The sequence below is a fragment of the Bradyrhizobium sp. RDI18 genome, assembly GCF_043203335.1.
GTDB classification, from domain to species: domain Bacteria; phylum Pseudomonadota; class Alphaproteobacteria; order Rhizobiales; family Xanthobacteraceae; genus Bradyrhizobium; species Bradyrhizobium retamae.
Window position 1 is genome coordinate 6,363,997 of sequence record NZ_JBICRN010000008.1, and the last position, 20,429, is coordinate 6,384,425.

Genomic DNA, 20,429 nt, shown 5'->3' on the forward strand with positions numbered 1-20,429 from the left:
TGACCACAGCCATTTTCAAACACCGCGGTTAAAAAAGACAACATGCCCTACGCGATGGCTGCATTGTTCGGCTAAACCTTTGACGAAACGTGCGAACAATGTTTGATCGTCAGCGGCTCCAAAGAACAAAGCGCGAAGAGGAATGAGACCATGAACGGTGCGGAAAGTCTGGTGCGGACATTGGTCGCGGGCGGGGTGGACGTCTGCTTCACCAATCCCGGCACCTCGGAGATGCATTTCGTCGCCGCACTGGACCGGGTCGAGGGGATGCGCTGCGTGCTCGGCCTGTTCGAGGGCGTGGTGACGGGGGCTGCCGACGGCTATTACCGCATGAAGGGCACGCCGGCCTCGACGCTGTTGCATCTCGGGCCCGGCCTCGCCAACGGTCTTGCCAACCTGCACAACGCCAAGAAGGCCAATTCCGGCATCGTCAACATCGTCGGCCAGCACGCGACCTACCATATCGGCTACAACGCCCCGCTGACGTCAGACATCGAAGGGCTGGCGCGGCCGATGTCGTCCTGGGTGCGGACCTCGCCGGATGCCAAATCCGTGGCCGCCGATGGCGCGGCCGCGATCGCAGCCGCCAAGAGTTCGCCGCCGCAGATTGCCACGCTGATCCTGCCCGCCGACACTGCCTGGAACGAGGCCGACGGCATCGCGCAAGTGCCGGCGGAAAGCCAGCGCGCCAATTATTCCGCGCAGGCCGTCGACCACGCCGCCAAGGTTTTGCGCAACGGCGGCGCGTCGACGCTGCTGTTGATGACCGGCAGCGCGCTAACCGAGCATGGGCTGGCGCTGGCTGCCCAGATCGCAGGCAAGACCGGCTGCAAGGTGATGGGCCAGACCTACAATCCACGCATGGCGCGCGGCAGGGGCCGGTTCGCGATCGACCGCATTCCTTACGTGATCGAGCAGGCGCTGCCGATCCTGAAGGATTTTAGGAATATCGTATTGGTCGAGGCCAACGACCCCGTCGCGTTCTTCGCCTATCCGAACAAGCCGAGCATGCTGAAGCCGCAAGGGTGCGAAGTGCACCGCATGACCACGGGCGCCGAAAATTCCGTTGCCGCGCTGGAAGCGCTGGCTGGCGCGCTGCACGCGCAGCCGCAGGACCGGCAGCCGCAAAAGATGGTCGAAATCGCCAAACCGACCGGCGCGCTGACGCACGCCTCGATCGCGCAGGCGATTGCGATGGCGATCCCGGAAAACGCCATCGTGGTCGATGAATCCATCACCACCGGCCGCGGCTTCTTTCCGCCGACGGCCGCCGCTGCCCCGCACGACTGGCTACAGAACATGGGCGGCTCGATCGGCTTCTCGACTCCGGTCGCGACGGGGGCCGCGGTCGCGTGCCCGGACCGCAAGGTGATCTGCATGGCCGGCGACGGCAGCGCGATGTACACGCTGCAATCGCTGTGGACGCAGGCGCGCGAAGGCCTCAACGTCGTCACGATCGTATTCGCCAATAAGATCTACCAGATTCTTCGCGGCGAATTCGACGGCGTCGGCGCCGGCGAGCCGGGGCAGCGCGCGCAGGACATGCTCAAGATCGACCGTCCCGACCTCGACTTCGTGGCGCTTGCCAAGGGCATGGGCGTGCCGGGCCGCGCGGTCGCCAATGCCGACGATTTCAACAAGGCGCTGGCGGAAGCCGTGGCCGAACCGGGACCGCGGCTGATCGAAGTGCGGATGTAGGGCGGCGGATACCGCTCGCCTTCTGGGGAGGCGCCATGCAGACTGAACTGGACAAGGTCGTCACCGCACTTCACGAGTTTTATGCATGCGAAACCTTCCTGCTCGAACGGGATGTCGGCGAGCGTGCGCTGACGCACCGGCTGGCGGTGCAGTTCGAAAAGCACTTCCCGGGCTGGGAGATCGACTGCGAATATGACCGACTCGGCGACCGTACGCTGCGGCTGCCGCACGGATCCACCGTCTCGACCGACGATCACCTCGCAAAATCCATCTATCCCGACATCGTGGTGCACCAGCGCGCTATTCCCAATAACCTGCTCGCGGTCGAGGTGCGCAAATCGGCCAATCACCAGCCGCTCGAACATGACCAGCACAAGCTGCGCGCGCTGACCGATCCGCATTTGTGGTTCGCCTACTGGATCGGCGTGCTGCTCACGCTGGGCAAGACCCACGTCGCGATGTCGGAGGTCTATACCAGCGGCGTTCTCGACCAGGCCCTGTCCGGCTGGTTCGCGCAGCGGCTGAAGGATGCAGGGCTAAGCGCAGGCTGAAGCCCGCGAAGGGAGATTTTTGATGACGCTCAGTCGATCGATCCTGGCCATCGCATTTGTCGCCGTCGCACAGCACGCTCTGGTGCAGCAGGCCGCCGCGCAAGCTTCCGTGCTCGATCTGGAAGCCATTCTAGCCGATCCCAAAATCGCCAAGACGCTCGACGACATCAAGGCTGACGACGAGCGGACCTTTGCCGAGCAGAAGCGCATCACCGAAATCCCGGCGCCGCCGTTCAAGGAAAAAATCCGTGCCGAATATTTTCAGAAGCGGATGCAGGAGCTCGGCTTCAAGAATGCGTCGATCGATGCCGAAGGCAATGTGATCGCGCTACGCAAGGGCAGTGGCGGCGGCAGGCCCAAGCTCGTGGTTTCCGCGCATCTCGACACGGTGTTTCCTGAAGGCACCGACGTCACGGTGAAGGAAAAAGACGGCGCGATCGTAGCGCCAGGCATCGGCGACGATTCACGCGGTCTTGCGACGTTGCTGTCGTTGATCAAGGTGATGAACGAAAACGGGATCGCGACCGTCGGCGACGTCCTGTTCGTCGGCACGGTCGGCGAGGAAGAGCTCGGCAATCTGCGCGGCGTGAAGGCGCTGTTCCGCGATCACGCCGATATCGACGGCTTCATCTCGATCGACGGGCTCGGCATCACGCGCGTCGTCAACCAGGCGACCGGCAGCCATCGCTACGAGTTCATCTTCAAGGGCCCCGGCGGGCACTCGTTCCAGGAGTTCGGACTGCCGAGCGCGACGCATGCGATGGGCCGGGCGATCGCGAAAATTTCCGAGCTGCAGCCGCCGTCCGATCCGAAGACCACGTTTACGGTCGGCACCGTGACCGGCGGCACCTCGGTCAACGCCATCGCCGCGGAAGCGCGGATGGCCGTCGACATGCGCTCGAATTCGACCGAGGAACTGCTCAAGCTCGAGGCGCGGCTGCTCGAACTCGTGAAGGAAGCGGTGGCGGATGAGAACGCGCGCTGGAAGTCCGACAAGATGACGGTCGAGACAAAACTAATCGGCGACCGGCCGGCGGGCATTGTCGCGATGGATTCGCCGATCGTGCAGGCGACCCAGCGCGCGGTCTCTGCCGTTACCAAGGGGCCGCGGCCGACCTTTGCCGGCTCCTCCACCGATTCCAACATCGCGATGTCGCTCGGCATCCCTGCCGTCACCATTGGCGGCGGCGGCGAGGGCGGCAACTGGCACTCGCGCAACGAATGGTACAAGCCAACCAACGCCTGGTACGGCCCGCAGAACGCCCTGTTGACCGTGCTGATCCTGACCGGGCTCGACGGCGTGACCAAACCGGCGCTTGCGGTGCGAAACGCCACGAAATAGGGGCTGAACTGTCCCAGCGCCGTTAACCATGCCCCCGATTGGACAAATTGTCGGCCAATTGCGGCCAAAGCGGTAGCGGAACATCGTTCCCCAGTAGTTCTACGTGCGTAGGGGATGTGGCATGGCGTACAGGATCGTGGCGGAACGCAAGGACGAGACCGTCAGGATGGACCGAAGCAGCATGCTGGTGGCGGTCGCCAAAGCGCGGGTCTGGGCCAGCGAGGGATGGAAGGTCACCATCATCGCTCGGTGACGAAAACGAGGTCGCACCGGCCGACGCGCGCCGGCTTTCCCTCGTCTGATCGAAGATTTGTGCGCCGTCTCTCTCCGACGGCCTTCAGATAGAGTGGAACCGGGAACCCGGGCCGACGTTACACTTGCGGGCAGGCTTTTTGGAGCAATGCCATGCAGTGGCGGTCTGCAACCACAGACGCCGACGAAATGCGCGGCGCCGGCGACGACGACGACATCTCCTATGCAACCGGATGGACCATCAGCGGACTAGCGACGCTGGGCACCATCGTGGCGATCTGGGTGCTCGGGATCTGACTTAGGCTATCTCTGCACGAGCCACTTGCTGTCGGCCACGAGCAAGCCTGCCTTGTCCGGTCAACAGGACGCACCATCGTCAGCGCGGCGGGCTGCAGCACCACGTAGCTTGATTTCCTGAACCCAGAACGCAAAAGGTCGCCCCTTGGGCGGTCTTTTTCGTTGTTTTGAAAGAAGGGCTGGACGGGTCATGCGCGACGATAGGCGCAGACCCCAATGCCCCGCCAAGGCAACGATCATCATCGCCCAGGTCGACGGTTCAGATACCGAGAGACGTGCTCGGTCTGACTGCCGAGCGGCTTCACATCAATGGCTGATCGTTCGCCGCCACGCGGTGGATTTTACAGGTTCGCACGCCATGAGCCGGATTTTGCCGGATCGCGTGAAGCGAAAATGCGTTCTCATGATCCTTCCGTCGTAACCGCGATAATCCAGTGAAATGCCGTCCTCCTCTGGCGTCAATGCGTCAATGGCGAACGCGTCGCTTCTCGCCCTGGCGAGCCGCGGCCGCCAATATCGTTCCATCTCTGATCGACCATTGAAGCTGCCGCTCTCGCAGCATTCCACGGTGGCCGCATCGTCATACAGGTCCAATAATGCGTCGAGGCGCCGCTGCTTACAGGCATCGATCCAATCGACGACAACACCTACAGCATCGAAACGGTTGTTCGTGTTTGCCATGTCCGGTCCTCCCGCGGATTACTAACGGCAAAGCGAATGAACACGTTCTGAACCAAGCGTTCAGGCGCGGTTAGCTGGGGTTCCCACATATGGAACTGCTGGGCGCTCCAAAACGCATTTTCGCCAAACTGTTATTGGCTTCTGACTGCGGGGCAGGACCGTTTAAATCGGAGTCCTGCATGCTCAAACAAATCCTTGTTGCGTCTGTTCTTGTTGTAACCGGGTCTATCGCTTCGGAAGCCCGCCCTTCCCGTACCGCTCAAATACCCGAATGCAATGTGACGATGCCCTGCGACTTCTCGTTCTCGCAGCCTCGTCGTGAGCGGATTAATTCTTACACACATCAAGCGACCGCACAGACTCACCGTCGCGAATTGGCGGACGTGAGTGCCGATCGCGGTCAAACGGTCGGCGGTCGTCCAGCCGGTTGCCCCCGCTCGTTCTGCGGCTGCGGTGCGTCCATACGTGTTTTTCGGCCGGATCGTGCCTGGCCTAAATCTCGCATCCAACTGGCTGCGCTTTCCACGGACATCGCCAGCACCCGGAATGGTCGCTGCGCGGCGTGGGCACGTTTTCGTTCTGGAGCGACATGTCGAAGGCGATACGTGGATGGCATACGATGCGAACTCGGGCGGCCGCGCAACGAGAATTCATGCACGCTCGTTACGGGGGTACACGGTTGTTAACCCGCATGCTGCTTGACCATTAGTTCAGCCGCCAATGTAAATTCGATGGCGCGGTTGTGCCAGAATTGGCGCAGCCGCGTTGGCCGAAAAGAAAGGCCGCTGTTACGCGACCTCTCTTCCTGAAAAGGGGTATAAGTAGATTTGATTTAGATGATAATCTCGATCGGCGAGCATTTAATTCATTAGGGTTGGCATTTGGCCGAATTTGATATCGGCGCGATCGTCACCGCGCTAAATGCGGCTGCACCTGATCCCGCGGCGCCATCGCGCGATAGGAACGAAAATCTGCGACCCGCATTGGGCCGTGTGTCGCACATCCCCGATGCGACATTGACTGAAAGGACCTCAGCGCCGCCGCTGGGGCCCTTTCTGCTGATGGCCTGCAAACAAATGCTCCGCTGCGAACGCGGGACGCGCCTTTAAAACGCCCGGCGCCGCGGCGGCGGACCGGCTTGCGGGTGGCGCGCACGGGTGAGTTCGGAAACAGCGATCAGCGCGGCGCCCGCGATGATGGTGATGGCCGCCATCACAAGAAGGGTTGTAAGCATGGTTCGCTCCCGGAAAGTGCCGCCCCCTACGACGCCCCGAGAATCGTGTTCCAGCAAGACGGGCAAACTACGGGCCGCGACTTATTGACGAAAGGAAGGCAGCGTGCCCGATGAGTCTGGTGCCGGACAGACGGCGATCCGGCACGGGATTTCAATGGCCCTCGTGAACGAGGATCACGGGCATGGCAACGCGACGGCGCATCAAGCATGAGAAGACCTTCGAAGAGCGGCTGGCGGAAGAGGCCAAGCGCTTCAGAGAGGCGGCAAGGGAGGCACAGCCCGGCATGGCCCGGGAACTGCTCTTGCGGCGGGCGCGACAGATGGAAGCCGCATCTCGGCTAAACGAATGGCTCCGTTCGCCCGGCATGAGGGCGCCGGAGTAAGGCCGCCTCGGCTTCGCCTCTCTCTGCCTGTGGCGGCCGCAACGGACTTCTCAAGGGGAACACGACGTTCTTGACACGGTTGCCCCGTCAGAGGAGGTGCCCATGGCCGAAAAACCCACGCATGAACAGCTTGAGGAATTGAAGAGGCTCAGCCGAGAGGCCCGCGTCCCCGATCTGTCCGAAATCGTGACCTCGAAGGAAGAGGCCGAAATTCGCATCCGCGACCTGAAGGAAAAAGCCCGCATCGAATAGGTAGGCCGATTTTGATGCGCGGTGCGCGATGGCGCCGGGTGGGAGCCTAGGCCGGAAAGCAACTTTCCTTGCAGCCTCCACGGAAATGTCTATCCCGGCTTGACAGGCGTCCATGCGCGTTCTCATTATGTTCTCATGAGGACTTCAGTCAGATCTCGCGGGTGAACGGTCGGGATGGCTACGACAGCCACGATCCTTCATGCAGACCTGGACGCCTTTTATGCCTCGGTTGAGCAGCTCCTCGACCCTTCGTTACGCGGCAGACCCATCGCGGTCGGTGGCGGGGTTGTGCTTGCCGCTTCTTACGAAGCCAAGGCCTTCGGGGTCCGTAGCGGCATGCCGGGACGGCAGGCACGTGAGCTATGTCCACAACTCATCTTTGTCAGCGGCCATTTCAAGGACTACCAACGGCTGGGCGATGCCGCCATCAGGGTGATCGGCGATTTCACACCTCTCGTCGAGCGGATTTCCATCGACGAGGCCTTTGCCGATGTTGCGGGCTGCACCCATCTTTTCGGTGCACCTGCTGAAATTGCGGCGGCAATCCGCCAGCGCGTACGCACCGAGCTTGGCCTGCCGATCTCAGTGGGTGTCGCGCGCACCAAGCATCTGGCGAAAATCGCTTCGCAGGTGGCCAAGCCAGACGGGCTTGTGGTTGTCGATCCCGACACCGAACTGGAATTCCTTCACGAACTAACCGTCGAGCTGATGTGGGGAGTGGGTCCGGTCACGAAGGCGCGGCTGGCCGAGATCGGCGTGTCGACCATCGGGCAGTTGGCCAAGACACCAGGATGGTCGCTCGAACGGTTGCTCGGTCCCGCGACAGGCGAGAAACTCGCGGCGCTGGCGTGGAATCGCGATCCGCGGCAACTCAAGCCTCATCGCCGGGCCCGATCGGCCGGGGCGCAGTCAGCGATTGGCAGGAAGCCGGCCGACGAGCAGGTTATTCGACCCGCCCTGCTTCACCTTGCGGACCGCATCGCCGCGCGGCTCCGGGCGAAGTCCAGGCCCGGCCGAACCGTGACGGTCCGCGTTCGCTTCGCCGACCTGAACTCGGTCACGCGCTCGGTAACGCTCGGTGCGCCGATCTCCGCGACCGTGATTCTCGCTGAACTGGCCGAGGAACTGGTGCGCGCGGTCCTCGCAGATCACCCGGACGAGAAGATCATCTCGCTGTTGGCGATCTCCGTATCGCATCTCGAGGAGAACTGGGATTTGGAGCTGGAGCTCCCGCTCGGACTTGAAGATGAAGCGCGCCGTCCCGGCAGCAGGCTAGGGATGGCCCGTTGGACGGCAGACTGTGCTGTCGACAAGATCCGCGATCGCTTCGGATGGGATGCGATCGGATACGGCGCGGCTATGCTGGGTGTTCGCGTTCAGTGCCTGACGAGTTTCGAAAGCTCGCCGAAAAGGATTTGTAACCGCCGGTCACTGGCAATCGGACGATTGAAGAAAGTAGCGCAGGCTGCTCGTCGGGTGTGGTTTAATGGTGGACGCACAAGGGATCGAACCTTGGACCTCTCCCGTGTGAAGGGAACGCTCTCCCGCTGAGCTATGCGTCCGGGAAGTCTGGGCGAACAATGAGCCCCGTCAGAGCCCGCGATTTACGAAGGACGAGCCCATAGTGTCAAGCGATCAGTCGGGCCGTGACCTCGCGTTTTCGCGCGGGGATGGGGAATTACGCCCCCTGCTGGCGGGCCCGCGAAGCGTGCGACTGTAGCGCGCGGATGCGTTCGGCCAGCGTCCCGCCGCCTTCCGACATGGCGGGGGCGGCACCGGCGACGTCGTTGGCGGGTTTGGCCGGCACTTTCGGAGGTTCCGCCGCCAGCATGGCTTCGATCGCCGAATTCGGTCCCTCGAGCTGCATCGCAAGTTTTGCAACTTCGGCCGCGATGTCGTTGATGCGCTCGCGGAGCAGTGCGTTTTCCATCCGCTCGGTCGCCCAGGAGCTTTCGGCCTGCTGCTGGATCGCGTTGATGTCGCGCTGCAGTTTGGCGCGCTCGTCGCGGGCGATGCGAAGCTGTTCTTCCACCGCCGCCTTCTCAGCTCGCAATTTTTTCCACGGTCGGCGACTTGCCGCCGCTCATGCCTGCGATCTCCTCGCGCAGTTCACGCACGGCGCGTTCGGCGTTCTCGTTCGCCTGCCGGAGCTGATTGTTCTCGTATTCGCGCTCAGCCAGGATCTTGCCTTGCGTCGCCAGCCGCGCTTCGAGGTCGTTGACGCGGTTGCCGAGCATCTCGGCTTCCTTGACCTGCACGATCAATTGCCGGTCGAGATCGGTGACGCGCTGGCTCAAATTTTCGACGCGGCTGCGCGCTTCCACCAATTCGCGCGTCGCGTGCTCGGACTCGGCGCGCTCCTGCGCGAGGCGGGCCTGGGTTGCCGAAAATTCCTTCTCGGCGTCGCCGACGCGGCCCTTCAGTTCCTCGATCTGCGTGCGCACCGTGACCAACTCGACCTGGCGGCTATCCGCCATCATCGAGCGGTTGTTCAATTCGTGATTGATCCTGGCGAGTTCGGCCTGCTTGTCGGTCAGCGCCTGCTCGGCGTTGCGCAACAGTTCGGTCTTGGCCGCGAATTCCTCTTCGGTGGCGCGTAGCTGCTCTTTCATCGCCTTCTCGCGCGCTTCGAGCGCGAAGATCGTGGCGTTCTTCTCGCCGAGCTCGATCTTCATGCGATTGATCGCATCGCTCTTCTTGCCGAGTTCGGCGAGCTGGCTGGTGGTCTTGTTCTTGAGCTGCTCGACACTCATTTCGAGCCGCCGCGCCGACATGGCGAATTCCGCGCGCAACTGATCCTTGTCGGCCTGGATTTCGGCCATCGACAGCGGCGTCGCCGCCTCCAGCCGCCGGGTCGTCAGCCGCACCGCGCGGTTATGTACCAGCGGCACGATCATCAGGCCGAACAACATCGAGACCAGAAAACCGATCGCCAGATACATGATCGGCTCGATCATGGATGGTTACTCCACACAGACAAGGAATCGTTAATCACATTGCCACGCCAGCCCGACCCTGCGCCAGCCCGATGCCGCGTTAACCTGAATCCATCCGGGGAGACTTGGCGTCTATGCTTGAAGCTGGCTTAGAATGGGTTCCAGGTCGCCCGCGGGGTATATTTGAGATATCCGACATTGGCGCCGAGCCTCAAGCCGATGCCGGAACGGATCGGCACCAGCACGATGTTGTTGGCGGTCAGCGCGGTCATGCCGAAGCCGCCGACGATATAGGCGGAGCCGTCGATGCCGACGAAGCGCTGATAGATCGCGTTGGTGGCGGGCAGGTTGTAGACCAGCGTCATGGTGCGCGCGCCGTCGCCGCCCCAGTCGAAGCCGACCGACGGCCCCTGCCAGTAGACACGCAAGTCGCCGGCATTCTTGGTGTAGAGCGTGCCTTCGCCGTACCGCAGGCCCGCCACAAACGCGCCGGAGCCTTCCTCACCGAGCACATAGCCATTGGGCAAGCCCCATTGGCTGACCGCGCGCTCGATGACCGACGCCAGGCCCCGCGAGACGTTGCCGAAGAACTTGTGCCCGGCCGAGACCAGTTCTTCGGGTCCAAATGTCTCGGGCCCCGGCTGGCGCTGCGGTGGCGGGTAAGGCCCCGGCCCCGGCGGCGGCTGCTGCGCGGAGTACGCCGTCGGCGGCTGCTGCGCAGAAGCTGGCACGGTCCAGCATATCAGCGCGGCGAACGTCACCGCGGCAAGGCGTGAAGCAAACGTCATGAAAGAACCCCTGGCATCGAATTCTGGCCGCCGCCTTAACCTGACGCCAACAAGCATGGCTCTAGGTTGCGCCCAGTGTCCCCTCGACTCGCATGTTATCGGCACCAACTATGACGGCACAACGGCATTTTCGCTTCGATATGACGGCACAAATCCACACTTTCAGGCTTCCTGCCATCGGCCAAGGAAAATCAGCGGTGCAATTGGTACCAATTCAGACAATGACGGCACAACGGCAGGAAAGATACGGTTCGCTCCCCCAATTGGCCGCTTTTGCCTTATTGGCAAGTTTTTTTGCGTAGCCAGCCTTGATTTTGCCGCGCGCGCCGCGACCACCGAGCGGGTGGTTGTGAACCGCTATTCCGGCCTTGCCATCGGAGGCTTCGATCCCGTCGCCTATTTTACGGAATCCATGGCCGTCGAGGGTTTACCCGATTTCGAGGCTCGGGAAGCCGGCGCCGTCTGGCGTTTCCGCAACGAAGGTAATCGCGCTTCTTTCGTCGCGCATCCGGATATCTACGGGCCTCAGTTCGGCGGCTATGATCCGGTCGATCTGGGGCGAGGGGTTACCTATGCAGGCAACCCGCGCTTTTGGGTGGTTGCGGGCCAGCGGCTCTATCTGTTCGGCCGCGAGGACAACCGCGATGCGTTCGCCGCCGAGCCGGCGCGTTTTCTCGAGGAAGCCACCGCACGTTGGCCGGCGCTCGAGCGAGGGCTGGCGCAGTAGATTCCATTTGGCCGGCACTGTTCCCCGGGGTCGCTGCGCTCGCCCGGGCTACAGGCCCCCGCGTTCAGGGCACGGCCTTCGGATCGCCCCAGGCGATGAATTCCGGAACGATGAAGCCCGTCCGTCCCGTGCCAAATTGCAGGGCGGCGCCGCTTGAATCCGTGATCCTGCCGCCGGCGGCCGCGACGACGGCATGGCCCGCGGCCACGTCCCATTCCGAGACCGGCGACAGCCGGGGATAGATATCGACGGAGCCTTCGGCCACCCGGCCCAATTTGACCGCGGAGCCAAGCTCGCACCGTACGGCCCCCGGTCTTGCGGCAATAAAGGCTTCGGTCCTGGCGTCGCCATGCGAGCGGCTGACCGCCACGGTCCATGGCTGGCCGCGCGGCGGGCAAGAGCGGGTACGTATAGGCTCGACGAGCGGCTTGCCCTTGCCGAGCGTCAGCCGCTCCGCGCCGCGTCCGACAATGCCGCGCCAGATCAGCCCGAGCGCAGGTGCGCTGATAATGCCAAGCAGCGGCGTCCCCTGGGTCACCAGCGCCAGGTTGACGGTGAATTCGTTGCGGCCGGCGACGAATTCCTTGGTGCCGTCGAGCGGGTCGATCAGGAAGAAGCTTTCCATATAGGGCAGCGCGGACGTTTGGACGCGCTCTTCCGAGAGCGCAGGTATTTCGGGCACTACCTGGGCAAGGCCCTCGGCGATGATTCGGTCGGCCGCCAGATCGGCCTCCGTTACCGGCGAGTCGTCGGTTTTGCCGTGGACCTTCATGGCGGAACGGTTGACGGCAAGGATGGTGGCGCCGGCCCGGATCACGATCTCGGTCAGCGGTTCGATCAGCACTGCTGCGGCCTCACGATCGAGCGTGGGCGGACGTGCCTCATTCATGAGCTTGGCCCATTTGCTGTTCGTCCTGCCTTACCATTGCCGCCGCCTGCTGGCAGCACGGGGCTGCGCAGTGTATCAAACCGATAAGCACGCGTGATTCGTAACGGTCCGCCAGCAATTTGCGACCCGGCGGCTTTCCAGGAACCCATGATGTCTGGCACTTCATCTCCCGGTCCGGCTCCCGATACCCTCGAACTTGCGGCGCTGTTGTGTTCGCGAGTATGTCACGATCTCATCAGCCCGGTTGGCGCGATCGTCAATGGGCTTGAGGTGCTTGACGACAACCCGAAGCCCGAAGACCGCGATTTCGCGCTCGATCTGATCCGCAAGAGCGCCAAGACCGCCTCTGCACGGTTGCAGTTTTGCCGCCTGGCGTTTGGCGCTGCGGGATCGGCGGGCGCGCAGATCGATCTCGGCGATGCACAGACCATGGCACGCGGCCACATTGAGGACGGCAAGATCACCATCACCTGGAATCTGCCGCGGCTGCTGCTGCCGAAGAACCGCGTCAAGCTGCTGTTGAACATGCTGATCATCGCGCAGCAGACGATCCCGCGCGGCGGCACGCTGACGATCGATCCGATCGGCGACGGCGAGACGATGGGTTTTCGCGTCACGTCTTCGGGCCTCAACGCGCGCGTGCCGCAGAACATCGCCAATCTCGTGAGCGCGAGTTCGACGGCGACCGTCGACGCGCATGCGGTGCAGCCTTACTATACGCGGCTGCTGGCGCAGGCCTGCGGGCTGAGCGTGACGCTTGCACCCGACGGGGAAAAGGTGATCGTTACTGCTTCCTGAGCGCGGCGCAGCGCCGACATGGTTAACCAACGATTGAAAACAGGCGGCAGAATTCATTTCTGCCGTCTTATCTCTTTGTTGATCCCGTTCTTTTCCATTTGCTCAACCAATATTAAACGCTTTGCATAGAAGCTGGCCCCGTTCCGTAAGGCGCGTCGATGTCGCGTGCCGGTGCGTACGAAGGCCAGTTTCATGGATGATTTGTTGCGGGAGTTCCTGACCGAGACCAGCGAGAGCCTGGATACGGTCGACAATCAGTTGGTGCGGTTCGAGCAGGACCCGAGCGACGCGAAGATCCTGGATAACATCTTCCGCCTGGTCCACACCATCAAGGGCACCTGCGGCTTTCTCGGCCTGCCGCGGCTGGAAGCACTCGCCCATGCCGGCGAGACCTTGATGGGCAAGTTCCGCGACGGCATGCCGGTCAAGGCCGAAGCCGTGACGCTGATCCTGTCGAGCATTGACCGCATCAAGGAAATCCTCGCCGGCCTGGAAGCCACCGAGACCGAGCCCGAGGGCACCGACGAAGACCTGATCGAGAAGCTGCATGCGATGGCCGAAGGCGGCAGCCATGCGGCGGAAGCGCCGCCTGAGCCTGCGCCCGCGCCCGTCGTGGCGGCGCCGCCGGTCGCGCCCGCGATGACCAAGGGCACGCTGGTCGAGCAGGTGCTGGAACGCCCGTTGCGTCCGGGCGAAGTCTCGCTCGACGACCTCGAGCGCGCCTTCCGCGAGACCGCGACCGAAGCCGCGCCGGCACCCGTCGCCAAGGCTGCGCCGGCGCCTGAGGCTAAGGAAGCCAAGGAAACGGCCAAGGCAAAGCCGGCCCGCAAGCCGGTTGCCATGGATGCCGACGGCGAGGTCGCCGACAAGATCGCCAACCAGTCGATCCGCGTCAACGTCGACACGTTAGAACATCTGATGACCATGGTCTCCGAGCTGGTGCTGACCCGCAACCAGCTCCTGGAAATCTCCCGCCGCAACGAGGACACCGAGTTCAAGGTGCCGCTGCAGCGGCTCTCCAACGTCACCGCCGAGCTGCAGGAAGGCGTCATGAAGACGCGGATGCAGCCGATCGGCAATGCCTGGCAGAAGCTGCCGCGCATCGTGCGCGACCTCTCGGGCGAACTCGGCAAGCAGATCGAACTGGAGATGCACGGCGCCGACACCGAGCTCGACCGCCAGGTGCTCGATCTGATCAAGGATCCGTTGACGCACATGGTGCGCAACTCCGCCGACCACGGCCTGGAGACCCCGGCCGAGCGGCTCGCGGCCGGCAAGGGCGAGCAGGGCACCATCAGGCTGTCCGCCTACCACGAGGGCGGCCACATCATCATCTGCATCGCGGACAACGGCCGCGGGCTCAACACCGAGCGGATCAAGGCCAAAGCGCTGCAGAACGGCCTCGTCACCGAGGCCGAACTGGAGAAGATGACCGAAGCCCAGATCCACAAGTTCATCTTCGCGCCGGGCTTCTCCACCGCCGCCGCCGTCACCTCGGTCTCCGGCCGCGGGGTGGGCATGGACGTGGTGCGCACCAATATCGACCAGATCGGCGGCACCATCGACATCAAGAGCGTGGCCGGCGAAGGTTCTTCCGTCACCATCAAGATCCCGCTGACCTTGGCGATCGTCTCGGCCCTGATCGTGGAAGCCGCCGGCGACCGCTTTGCGATCCCGCAATTGTCTGTTGTCGAGCTGGTGCGCGCCCGCGCCAACTCCGAACACCGCATCGAGCGCATCAAGGACACCGCGGTCTTAAGGCTGCGCAACAAGCTGTTGCCGCTGATGCACCTGAAGAAGCTGCTGAAGATCGACGACGGTTCCTCCAGCGACCCCGAGAACGGCTTCATCGTGGTCACCCAGGTCGGCAGCCAGACCTTTGGCATCGTGGTCGACGGCGTGTTCCACACCGAAGAAATCGTGGTCAAGCCGATGTCGACCAAGCTGCGGCACATCGACATGTTCTCCGGCAACACCATTTTGGGCGATGGCGCCGTGATCATGATCATCGACCCCAACGGCATTGCGAAAGCGCTCGGCGCCTCCGGCTCCTCGGCCCATGAGATGGCCGACGAAGCCGCCGCGGCGCATGGCTTCGGCAGCGAGCAGCTCACCTCGCTGCTCGTGTTCCGCGCCGGCTCCGCGCAGCCCAAGGCGGTGCCGCTCGGCCTCGTCACCCGGCTGGAAGAGATCGCCACCGACAAGATCGAGCTCTCCAACGGCCGCTACATGGTGCAGTACCGCGACCAGCTCATGCCGCTGGTGCAGATGGCCGGCGTCACGGTCCAGACATCAGGCGCGCAGCCGATCCTGGTGTTCGCCGACGACGGCCGCTCGATGGGGCTCGTGGTCGACGAGATCATCGACATCGTCGAGGAGCGGCTGCACATCGAGGTCGCCGGCCAGCAGGACGGCATTCTGGGTTCCGCCGTGATCAAGGGCCAGGCCACCGAGGTGATCGACGTCGGCCACTTCCTGCCGATGGCGTTTGCCGACTGGTTCTCGCGCAAGGAGATGCGGGCCTCCTCGACCGCGCAATCGGTGCTCTTGGTCGATGACTCAGCCTTCTTCCGCAACATGCTGGCGCCGGTCTTGAAAGCCGCCGGCTACAAGGTGCGGGTCGCCGTCAACGCGCAGGAGGGGCTCTCGGCGCTGCGCTCGGGCCAGAGCTTCGACGTGGTGCTGACCGACATCGAGATGCCCGACATGAACGGCTTCGAATTCGCCGAGACGATCCGCGCCGACAACAATCTGGGCACGCTGCCGATCATCGCATTGTCCTCGCTGGTGTCGCCGGCGGCGATCGAGCGCGGCCGGCAGGCCGGCTTCCACGACTACGTCGCCAAGTTCGACCGCCCCGGCCTGATCGCGGCGCTGAAGGAACAGACCGCCGAGACCCGGCGCGCGGCATGAACAAGTTCAGCCCGGCCTAAGCAAGCTTGGCCGGGGCATAGGAAGTTAGACCATGACAACCAAGACCGAGACCATCGAGGGCACCGTGGCCGAATACGTCACCGCCGTGATCGGCGGGCAATTGTTCGGCCTGCCGATCTCGCGGGTGCAGGACGTGTTCATGCCGGAACGGCTGACGCGGGTGCCGCTGTCCTCCGCCGAGATCGCCGGCGTGCTCAATCTGCGCGGCCGCATCGTCACCGTGGTCGACATGCGCGCCCGGCTCGGCTTGCCGAAGAACGACGACGGCAAGCCGCCGATGGCGGTCGGCGTCGACCTCAGAGGCGAGTCCTACGGCCTCTTGATCGACCAGATCGGCGAGGTGCTGCGGCTGCCCGACGCAAGCTGCGAGGAAAACCCCGTCAACCTCGACCCCCGCATGGCCAAGCTCGCCGGCGGCGTGCACCGCCTCGACGGCCAGCTCATGGTCGTCCTCGATGTCGATCGCGTTCTCGAAATCATACCCGACCTGATGGCGGCATGAAAATCCAACCCGGTACGGAAACATCCCTCTTGGGAATTGATGTAAGTGGAGCCCTAAAATGAAAACATGTCTGGTCGTTGATGACTCGAGCGTCATCCGAAAGGTCGCACGACGTATCCTCGAAGGTCTCGACTTTCAGATCGTCGAAGCCGAGGACGGCGAGAAGGCGCTTGAAGTCTGCAAGCGCGCGATGCCCGAGGCGGTTCTGCTCGACTGGAATATGCCGGTCATGGACGGCTACGAGTTCCTCGGCAATCTGCGCCGCATGCCCGGCGGCGACGCGCCCAAGGTGGTGTTCTGCACCACCGAAAACGACGTCGCGCACATCGCGCGTGCGCTGCATGCGGGCGCCAACGAATACATCATGAAGCCGTTCGACAAGGACATCGTCACCGCGAAGTTCCAGGAAGTCGGCCTGATCTGATCTCTATGTGATCCCGGCGGCTCAACGGCCATCGGCGTTGGTTTTGCAAGTGTGCCGCTTGAGTTGGGTCGGGTGAAGTAATGAGTGTTGCGTTAACGAAGTCTCCGCCGCCAATCTCGACAAGGCAAGACAAGCTGCGCGTGATGGTGGTCGACGACTCCGTGGTGATCCGCGGGATGATCTCGCGCTGGATCGGCGCCGAGCCGGACATGGAGGTCTCCGCCTCCCTGCGCACCGGCCTCGACGCCGTCAACCAGATCGATCGCATCAAACCCGACGTCGCCGTGCTCGATATCGAAATGCCGGAGCTCGACGGCATTTCGGCGCTGCCCCAGTTGCTCGCGAAAAAGCGCGACCTCGTCATCATCATGGCGTCGACGCTGACGCGCCGCAATGCGGAGATCAGCTTCAAGGCGCTCTCGCTCGGCGCCGCTGACTACATTCCAAAGCCGGAGAGCACGCGCGAGGCCACCGCTGCCGAGACCTTCCACCACGATCTGATCCAGAAGATTCGCCATCTGGGCGCCAGGGCCCGCCGCCGTGCGTCGCCTGGCGCGAGCCCGGCTCCGGCACGAGCCGAGCGGGTGCGCGAGGTATCCGTTCATCCGGTCGCCGCACCGGTTGCGCAACTGCCACTGGCGCGCCGGCCCTTCAGCATGCTGGCGCCGCGTGTGCTTCTGATCGGCTCGTCGACCGGCGGCCCGCAGGCGCTGATGGCGCTGGTCGCCGACATCGGTCCGGTGATCGATCGTTTTCCGGTGCTGATCACCCAGCACATGCCGCCAACCTTCACCACGATTCTCGCCGAGCATCTGGCACGTGCGAGCCGCCGACCGGCGCATGAGGCCGTTGACGGCGAGATCGTCAAGCCCGGTCGGATCTATCTTGCGCCGGGCGGCCGCCACATGCGCGTCGTGCGCCATGGCGCGGACACCGCGATCGCGCTCGACGACGGGCCGCCGGTGAATTTCTGCAAGCCTGCGGTGGACCCGCTGTTCAACTCCGCCATCGACGTCTGGCAGGGCAGCATCATGTCGGTGATTCTGACCGGCATGGGCTCCGACGGGATGCGCGGCGGCAAGGAGATCGTCGCCGCCGGCGGCAGCGTGATTGCCCAGGACGAAGCGACCAGCGTGGTGTGGGGCATGCCGGGCGCGGCCGCCAATGCAGGTATTTGCGCGGCGGTTCTGCCGCTCAATCAGATCGCGCCAAAACTGGTTCGGTTGTTTTCGGGAGATCGTTCGTGACGCCTTCAGACTATGAGTATCTGCGTAAGCTTCTGAAAGAGCGCTCCGGGCTCGATCTTTCCGCCGACAAGCAATATCTGGTCGAAAGCCGGCTGCTGCCGTTGGCCCGCAAGTCAAGCCTGCCGGGCATTTCCCAACTTGTCGAGAAGATGAAGGGCGGAGCCAGCGCGCTGACGGCGGAGGTGGTCGAGGCGATGACCACCAACGAGACGTTTTTCTTCCGCGACAAGATTCCGTTCGATCATTTGCGGGAAGCGGTCATTCCGGCGCTGGTGCAGGCGCGCGCGGCCCGCCGGTCGTTGCGCATCTGGTGCGCAGCTTCCTCCACCGGGCAGGAACCATATTCGATCGCGATGTGCCTGAAGGAGGCGGGATCCCTGCTGTCCGGTTGGCGCACCGAGATCGTCGCGACCGACCTGTCGCAGGCGGTGCTGGAAAAATCGAAGGCCGGCATCTTCAGCCAGTTCGAGGTGCAGCGCGGATTGCCGATTGGGTTGCTGGTGAAATATTTCACCCAGAACGGCGAGCTCTGGCAGATCAATGCCGAGATCCGCAGCATGGTGCAGCATCGTCAGCTCAACCTGCTGCAGGACTTCTCCCATCTCGGCGTGTTCGACGTCATCTTCTGCCGCAACGTGCTGATCTATTTCGATCAGAATACCAAGGCTAACATCTTCGAGCGGCTCTCCCGGATGCTGGAGCCCGATGGGGTGCTGGCGCTGGGCGCTGCCGAATCGGTGGTCGGCATCACCAACAGCTTCAAGCCCTATCCGGAGCGACGTGGACTTTATCGTCCGAACATCGCACCGGTGATACGGGTGGGGGCGTCGACCCTGGTGCCGCAAACCCTGCGGGCGGTTGCCGCGGCGCGCTGACCCTGTTCTTCAGCCTGCGCCTCGGCATGCTGCCGCGCTACAGGATCGCGTGCGGCAGGAAACGCGACGTGTTGCCGGTGATCGGGTTCTCGTCCTCGCGGATCGACAGGCCGCATGGCGTGCGATCGACCAGCCAGCTTCCGAGCACGGGGTATAGGTCGGCGAAGCTCGGCAGTGGCGCGAAAGCCTGCCGGATGAATCCTTCCGCGCCATAGGGGCCCTGCTGCTCCGCGAGCGTGCTGCCGGCGCTGACGAGCGCGATGTTGGCGCCTTCGCGCGAATAGAGCGGCTTGCGCACGAACGAGGAGCCGAGCATGGCCGCCTTCGGATCGTCCTCGAAATAGGCCGGCAGCAAATTGGGATGCTTCGGAAACATCTCCCACAGCAGGGGAAGGATGCCCTTGTTGGAGAGGATCGCCTTCCACGGCGGTTCGATCCAGCGGGTCTGCGCGGTTGCGAGTTTTTCGCCGAACGTGTCGCGGAACATCCATTCCCAGGGATAGAGCTTGAAGGCGAATTCGATGGCGCGGTCGTCGAGATTGACGAAGCGACCATCGCCATCCAAACCGACTTCCTTGATGTCCATCAATGTCGTCTTCAATCCGGCTTGGCTCGCAGTGTCCTGCAGATAGGCCAGCGTACCGGCATCCTCGGCATTGTCGGTCATTCCAGTGAGATGAAGATGCTTGGCGCCGCCATGTTTCTTCCAGGCGTCGATCAGGCGCTCGTGGATTGAATTGAACTGATCGGCGCGTTTCGGGATGATGTTGCGCTCCATCGCCTGTTCGAGCCAGGCCCACTGAAAAACCGCCGCTTCGAAAATCGAGGTCGGCGTATCGGCGTTGTACTCCAGCAGTTTCGCCGGGCTCCAGCCGTCATAGCTAAGGTCCAGCCGGCCGTAGAGGCAGGCGTCGCGGCGGCGCCAGCTTTCGGAAATCAGCGGCCAGAACGCTTCGGGTATTTTCAGTCGGCGCAAATATTTTTCGTCGTTGATCGCGCGGCCGACCAGCTCAAGGCACATCGCATCGATCTCGGCGGTGGGCGCCTCGATCCGCTGTTCGATTTCCTGCAGCGTGAACGCGTAATAGGCCCGTTCATCCCAATAGCGCTCGCCATTGATGGTGTGAAAAGTAAACCCGACGCTTTCGGCGGTGGCACGCCAGTCGTCACGTTCGGGGCAGACGATCCGTTGCATGAAATTCAACCGCCTGAAAAGCCGATGGCATGCCCGAACGAGCCGAAGCCGCCGCGCTGCACGCTGTGCGAGCCGGAATCATAGGATGAATGGCTCGAGGATGAGGAGGAGTCGCTGCTGTAGTAGCTGCTGCGCGACGACGATCCGCCGCCGGAGCTGCCGCCATGGCTCGAGGAAGAACTGCGTGACGAGCATTCGGCATTGCTTTGCGTCGGCGATGCCGCATACGCGTTCGGCGGTTGCTGCTCGCACGTCCGGCTCGGCATCAGCGTGTAGGCGGCGCTGCCGACGGCAAACGTACCCATCAGCAAGAGCACAACGTGGCTCGATCGCTTGGCCGGCGGCGGCGGAACAGGACGCGGCGCCGCCGGCACCGAGACCGGTTTGCGCTTGCCGAATTCAGGCTCTGAATTGTTCGCCATGG

General features: G+C 63.2%; 20 protein-coding genes, 1 tRNA gene and 2 pseudogenes. 15 read left to right on the plus strand and 8 right to left on the minus strand.

The features are described from left to right. Positions 1 to 150 precede the first annotated feature (150 nt). The 5 genes from ACFXS9_RS39725 to ACFXS9_RS39745 all read left to right on the plus strand — a co-directional run bounded on the left by ACFXS9_RS39725 (position 151) and on the right by ACFXS9_RS39745 (position 4,140). Positions 151 to 1,698, plus strand: coding sequence for an acetolactate synthase large subunit (locus tag ACFXS9_RS39725; protein WP_392698812.1), 1,548 nt, complete (start codon positions 151 to 153; stop codon positions 1,696 to 1,698). 35 nt (positions 1,699 to 1,733) lie between these two features. Beyond that, a complete protein-coding gene (locus ACFXS9_RS39730) occupies positions 1,734 to 2,249 on the plus strand; it encodes a hypothetical protein (protein ID WP_392698814.1) in 516 nt (171 codons plus the stop codon). 22 nt (positions 2,250 to 2,271) lie between these two features. Then, positions 2,272 to 3,591: a M20/M25/M40 family metallo-hydrolase gene (locus ACFXS9_RS39735; protein WP_392698818.1), complete on the plus strand. Its 1,320-nt coding sequence runs from the start codon at positions 2,272 to 2,274 to the stop codon at positions 3,589 to 3,591. A gap of 121 nt (positions 3,592 to 3,712) precedes the next feature. Then, complete coding sequence (locus tag ACFXS9_RS39740; RefSeq protein WP_392698819.1) at positions 3,713 to 3,844, plus strand: hypothetical protein; 132 nt, start codon at positions 3,713 to 3,715, stop codon at positions 3,842 to 3,844. A 152-nt stretch (positions 3,845 to 3,996) separates the two neighbouring features. Beyond that, entirely contained in the window at positions 3,997 to 4,140 is a 144-nt protein-coding gene (locus ACFXS9_RS39745; RefSeq protein WP_392698821.1) for a hypothetical protein, read from the plus strand. Between the two features lie 306 nt (positions 4,141 to 4,446). Here the strand turns inward: ACFXS9_RS39745 and ACFXS9_RS39750 are convergent, their stop codons facing one another. Beyond that, entirely contained in the window at positions 4,447 to 4,821 is a 375-nt protein-coding gene (locus ACFXS9_RS39750; RefSeq protein WP_392698823.1) for a nuclear transport factor 2 family protein, read from the minus strand. A 1,105-nt stretch (positions 4,822 to 5,926) separates the two neighbouring features. Then, the gene (locus ACFXS9_RS39755; protein ID WP_283809310.1) at positions 5,927 to 6,055 is read right to left on the minus strand and encodes a hypothetical protein; all 129 of its coding nucleotides are present in this window, start codon (positions 6,053 to 6,055) and stop codon (positions 5,927 to 5,929) included. A 182-nt stretch (positions 6,056 to 6,237) separates the two neighbouring features. Between ACFXS9_RS39755 and ACFXS9_RS39760 the strand changes: the two genes are divergently transcribed. The 3 genes and pseudogenes from ACFXS9_RS39760 to dinB all read left to right on the plus strand — a co-directional run. Continuing rightward, positions 6,238 to 6,438 carry a hypothetical protein gene (locus ACFXS9_RS39760; protein WP_392698825.1) on the plus strand — a complete coding sequence of 67 codons (201 nt, stop codon included), beginning with the start codon at positions 6,238 to 6,240 and terminating at the stop codon, positions 6,436 to 6,438. Positions 6,439 to 6,540: 102 nt separating this feature from the next. Continuing rightward, positions 6,541 to 6,690, plus strand: coding sequence for a hypothetical protein (locus ACFXS9_RS39765; RefSeq protein WP_392698827.1), 150 nt, complete (start codon positions 6,541 to 6,543; stop codon positions 6,688 to 6,690). Positions 6,691 to 6,864: 174 nt separating this feature from the next. Beyond that, positions 6,865 to 7,992: pseudogene (gene dinB, locus ACFXS9_RS39770) on the plus strand (DNA polymerase IV); the annotation flags it as partial. A gap of 185 nt (positions 7,993 to 8,177) precedes the next feature. On the opposite strand, the gene ACFXS9_RS39775 reads toward dinB, so the two are convergent. The 3 genes and pseudogenes from ACFXS9_RS39775 to ACFXS9_RS39785 all read right to left on the minus strand — a co-directional run bounded on the left by ACFXS9_RS39775 (position 8,178) and on the right by ACFXS9_RS39785 (position 10,414). After that, positions 8,178 to 8,252 (minus strand) — tRNA-Val (locus tag ACFXS9_RS39775). A 116-nt stretch (positions 8,253 to 8,368) separates the two neighbouring features. Then, positions 8,369 to 9,647: pseudogene (locus ACFXS9_RS39780) on the minus strand (hypothetical protein). A gap of 128 nt (positions 9,648 to 9,775) precedes the next feature. After that, the gene (locus tag ACFXS9_RS39785) at positions 9,776 to 10,414 is read right to left on the minus strand and encodes a DUF1134 domain-containing protein (RefSeq protein ID WP_392698829.1); all 639 of its coding nucleotides are present in this window, start codon (positions 10,412 to 10,414) and stop codon (positions 9,776 to 9,778) included. Here ACFXS9_RS39785 and ACFXS9_RS39790 point away from each other — a divergent pair. Then, positions 10,413 to 11,141 (plus strand): YHS domain-containing (seleno)protein, encoded by a 729-nt coding sequence (locus ACFXS9_RS39790; RefSeq protein ID WP_392698830.1) that lies wholly within the window; start codon positions 10,413 to 10,415, stop codon positions 11,139 to 11,141. The two genes, ACFXS9_RS39785 and ACFXS9_RS39790, sit on opposite strands and share 2 nt — an antisense overlap. A 64-nt stretch (positions 11,142 to 11,205) precedes the next feature. Here the strand turns inward: ACFXS9_RS39790 and ACFXS9_RS39795 are convergent, their stop codons facing one another. Beyond that, positions 11,206 to 12,030, minus strand: a complete 825-nt coding sequence (locus tag ACFXS9_RS39795) for a 3'(2'),5'-bisphosphate nucleotidase CysQ (protein ID WP_392698832.1) — start codon at positions 12,028 to 12,030, stop codon at positions 11,206 to 11,208. Positions 12,031 to 12,180: 150 nt separating this feature from the next. On the opposite strand from ACFXS9_RS39795, the gene chpT reads away from it, so the two are divergent. The 6 genes from chpT to ACFXS9_RS39825 all read left to right on the plus strand — a co-directional run bounded on the left by chpT (position 12,181) and on the right by ACFXS9_RS39825 (position 18,810). Then, entirely contained in the window at positions 12,181 to 12,828 is a 648-nt protein-coding gene (chpT, locus tag ACFXS9_RS39800; RefSeq protein WP_065746849.1) for a histidine phosphotransferase ChpT, read from the plus strand. A gap of 192 nt (positions 12,829 to 13,020) precedes the next feature. Then, positions 13,021 to 15,741, plus strand: a complete 2,721-nt coding sequence (locus ACFXS9_RS39805; protein ID WP_392698835.1) for a chemotaxis protein CheW — start codon at positions 13,021 to 13,023, stop codon at positions 15,739 to 15,741. A gap of 52 nt (positions 15,742 to 15,793) precedes the next feature. Continuing rightward, positions 15,794 to 16,264: a chemotaxis protein CheW gene (locus ACFXS9_RS39810; protein WP_392698837.1), complete on the plus strand. Its 471-nt coding sequence runs from the start codon at positions 15,794 to 15,796 to the stop codon at positions 16,262 to 16,264. A gap of 58 nt (positions 16,265 to 16,322) precedes the next feature. Beyond that, positions 16,323 to 16,688 (plus strand): PleD family two-component system response regulator, encoded by a 366-nt coding sequence (locus ACFXS9_RS39815; protein ID WP_028347253.1) that lies wholly within the window; start codon positions 16,323 to 16,325, stop codon positions 16,686 to 16,688. A gap of 80 nt (positions 16,689 to 16,768) precedes the next feature. After that, on the plus strand, positions 16,769 to 17,935 hold the full coding sequence (locus tag ACFXS9_RS39820; protein WP_392698839.1) for a chemotaxis response regulator protein-glutamate methylesterase: 1,167 nt from the start codon (positions 16,769 to 16,771) through the stop codon (positions 17,933 to 17,935). Beyond that, the gene (locus ACFXS9_RS39825; protein WP_392698841.1) at positions 17,932 to 18,810 is read left to right on the plus strand and encodes a CheR family methyltransferase; all 879 of its coding nucleotides are present in this window, start codon (positions 17,932 to 17,934) and stop codon (positions 18,808 to 18,810) included. Before ACFXS9_RS39820 ends, ACFXS9_RS39825 begins: the two co-directional genes overlap by 4 nt. 37 nt (positions 18,811 to 18,847) lie before the next feature. Here ACFXS9_RS39825 and ACFXS9_RS39830 read toward each other — a convergent pair whose 3' ends face one another. Together ACFXS9_RS39830 and ACFXS9_RS39835 are read right to left on the minus strand one after the other, a co-directional pair. Beyond that, on the minus strand, positions 18,848 to 20,005 hold the full coding sequence (locus ACFXS9_RS39830) for a glutathionylspermidine synthase family protein (protein WP_392698843.1): 1,158 nt from the start codon (positions 20,003 to 20,005) through the stop codon (positions 18,848 to 18,850). Positions 20,006 to 20,010: 5 nt separating this feature from the next. Next, complete coding sequence (locus ACFXS9_RS39835) at positions 20,011 to 20,427, minus strand: hypothetical protein (protein ID WP_392698845.1); 417 nt, start codon at positions 20,425 to 20,427, stop codon at positions 20,011 to 20,013. Positions 20,428 to 20,429: the final 2 nt, after the last annotated feature.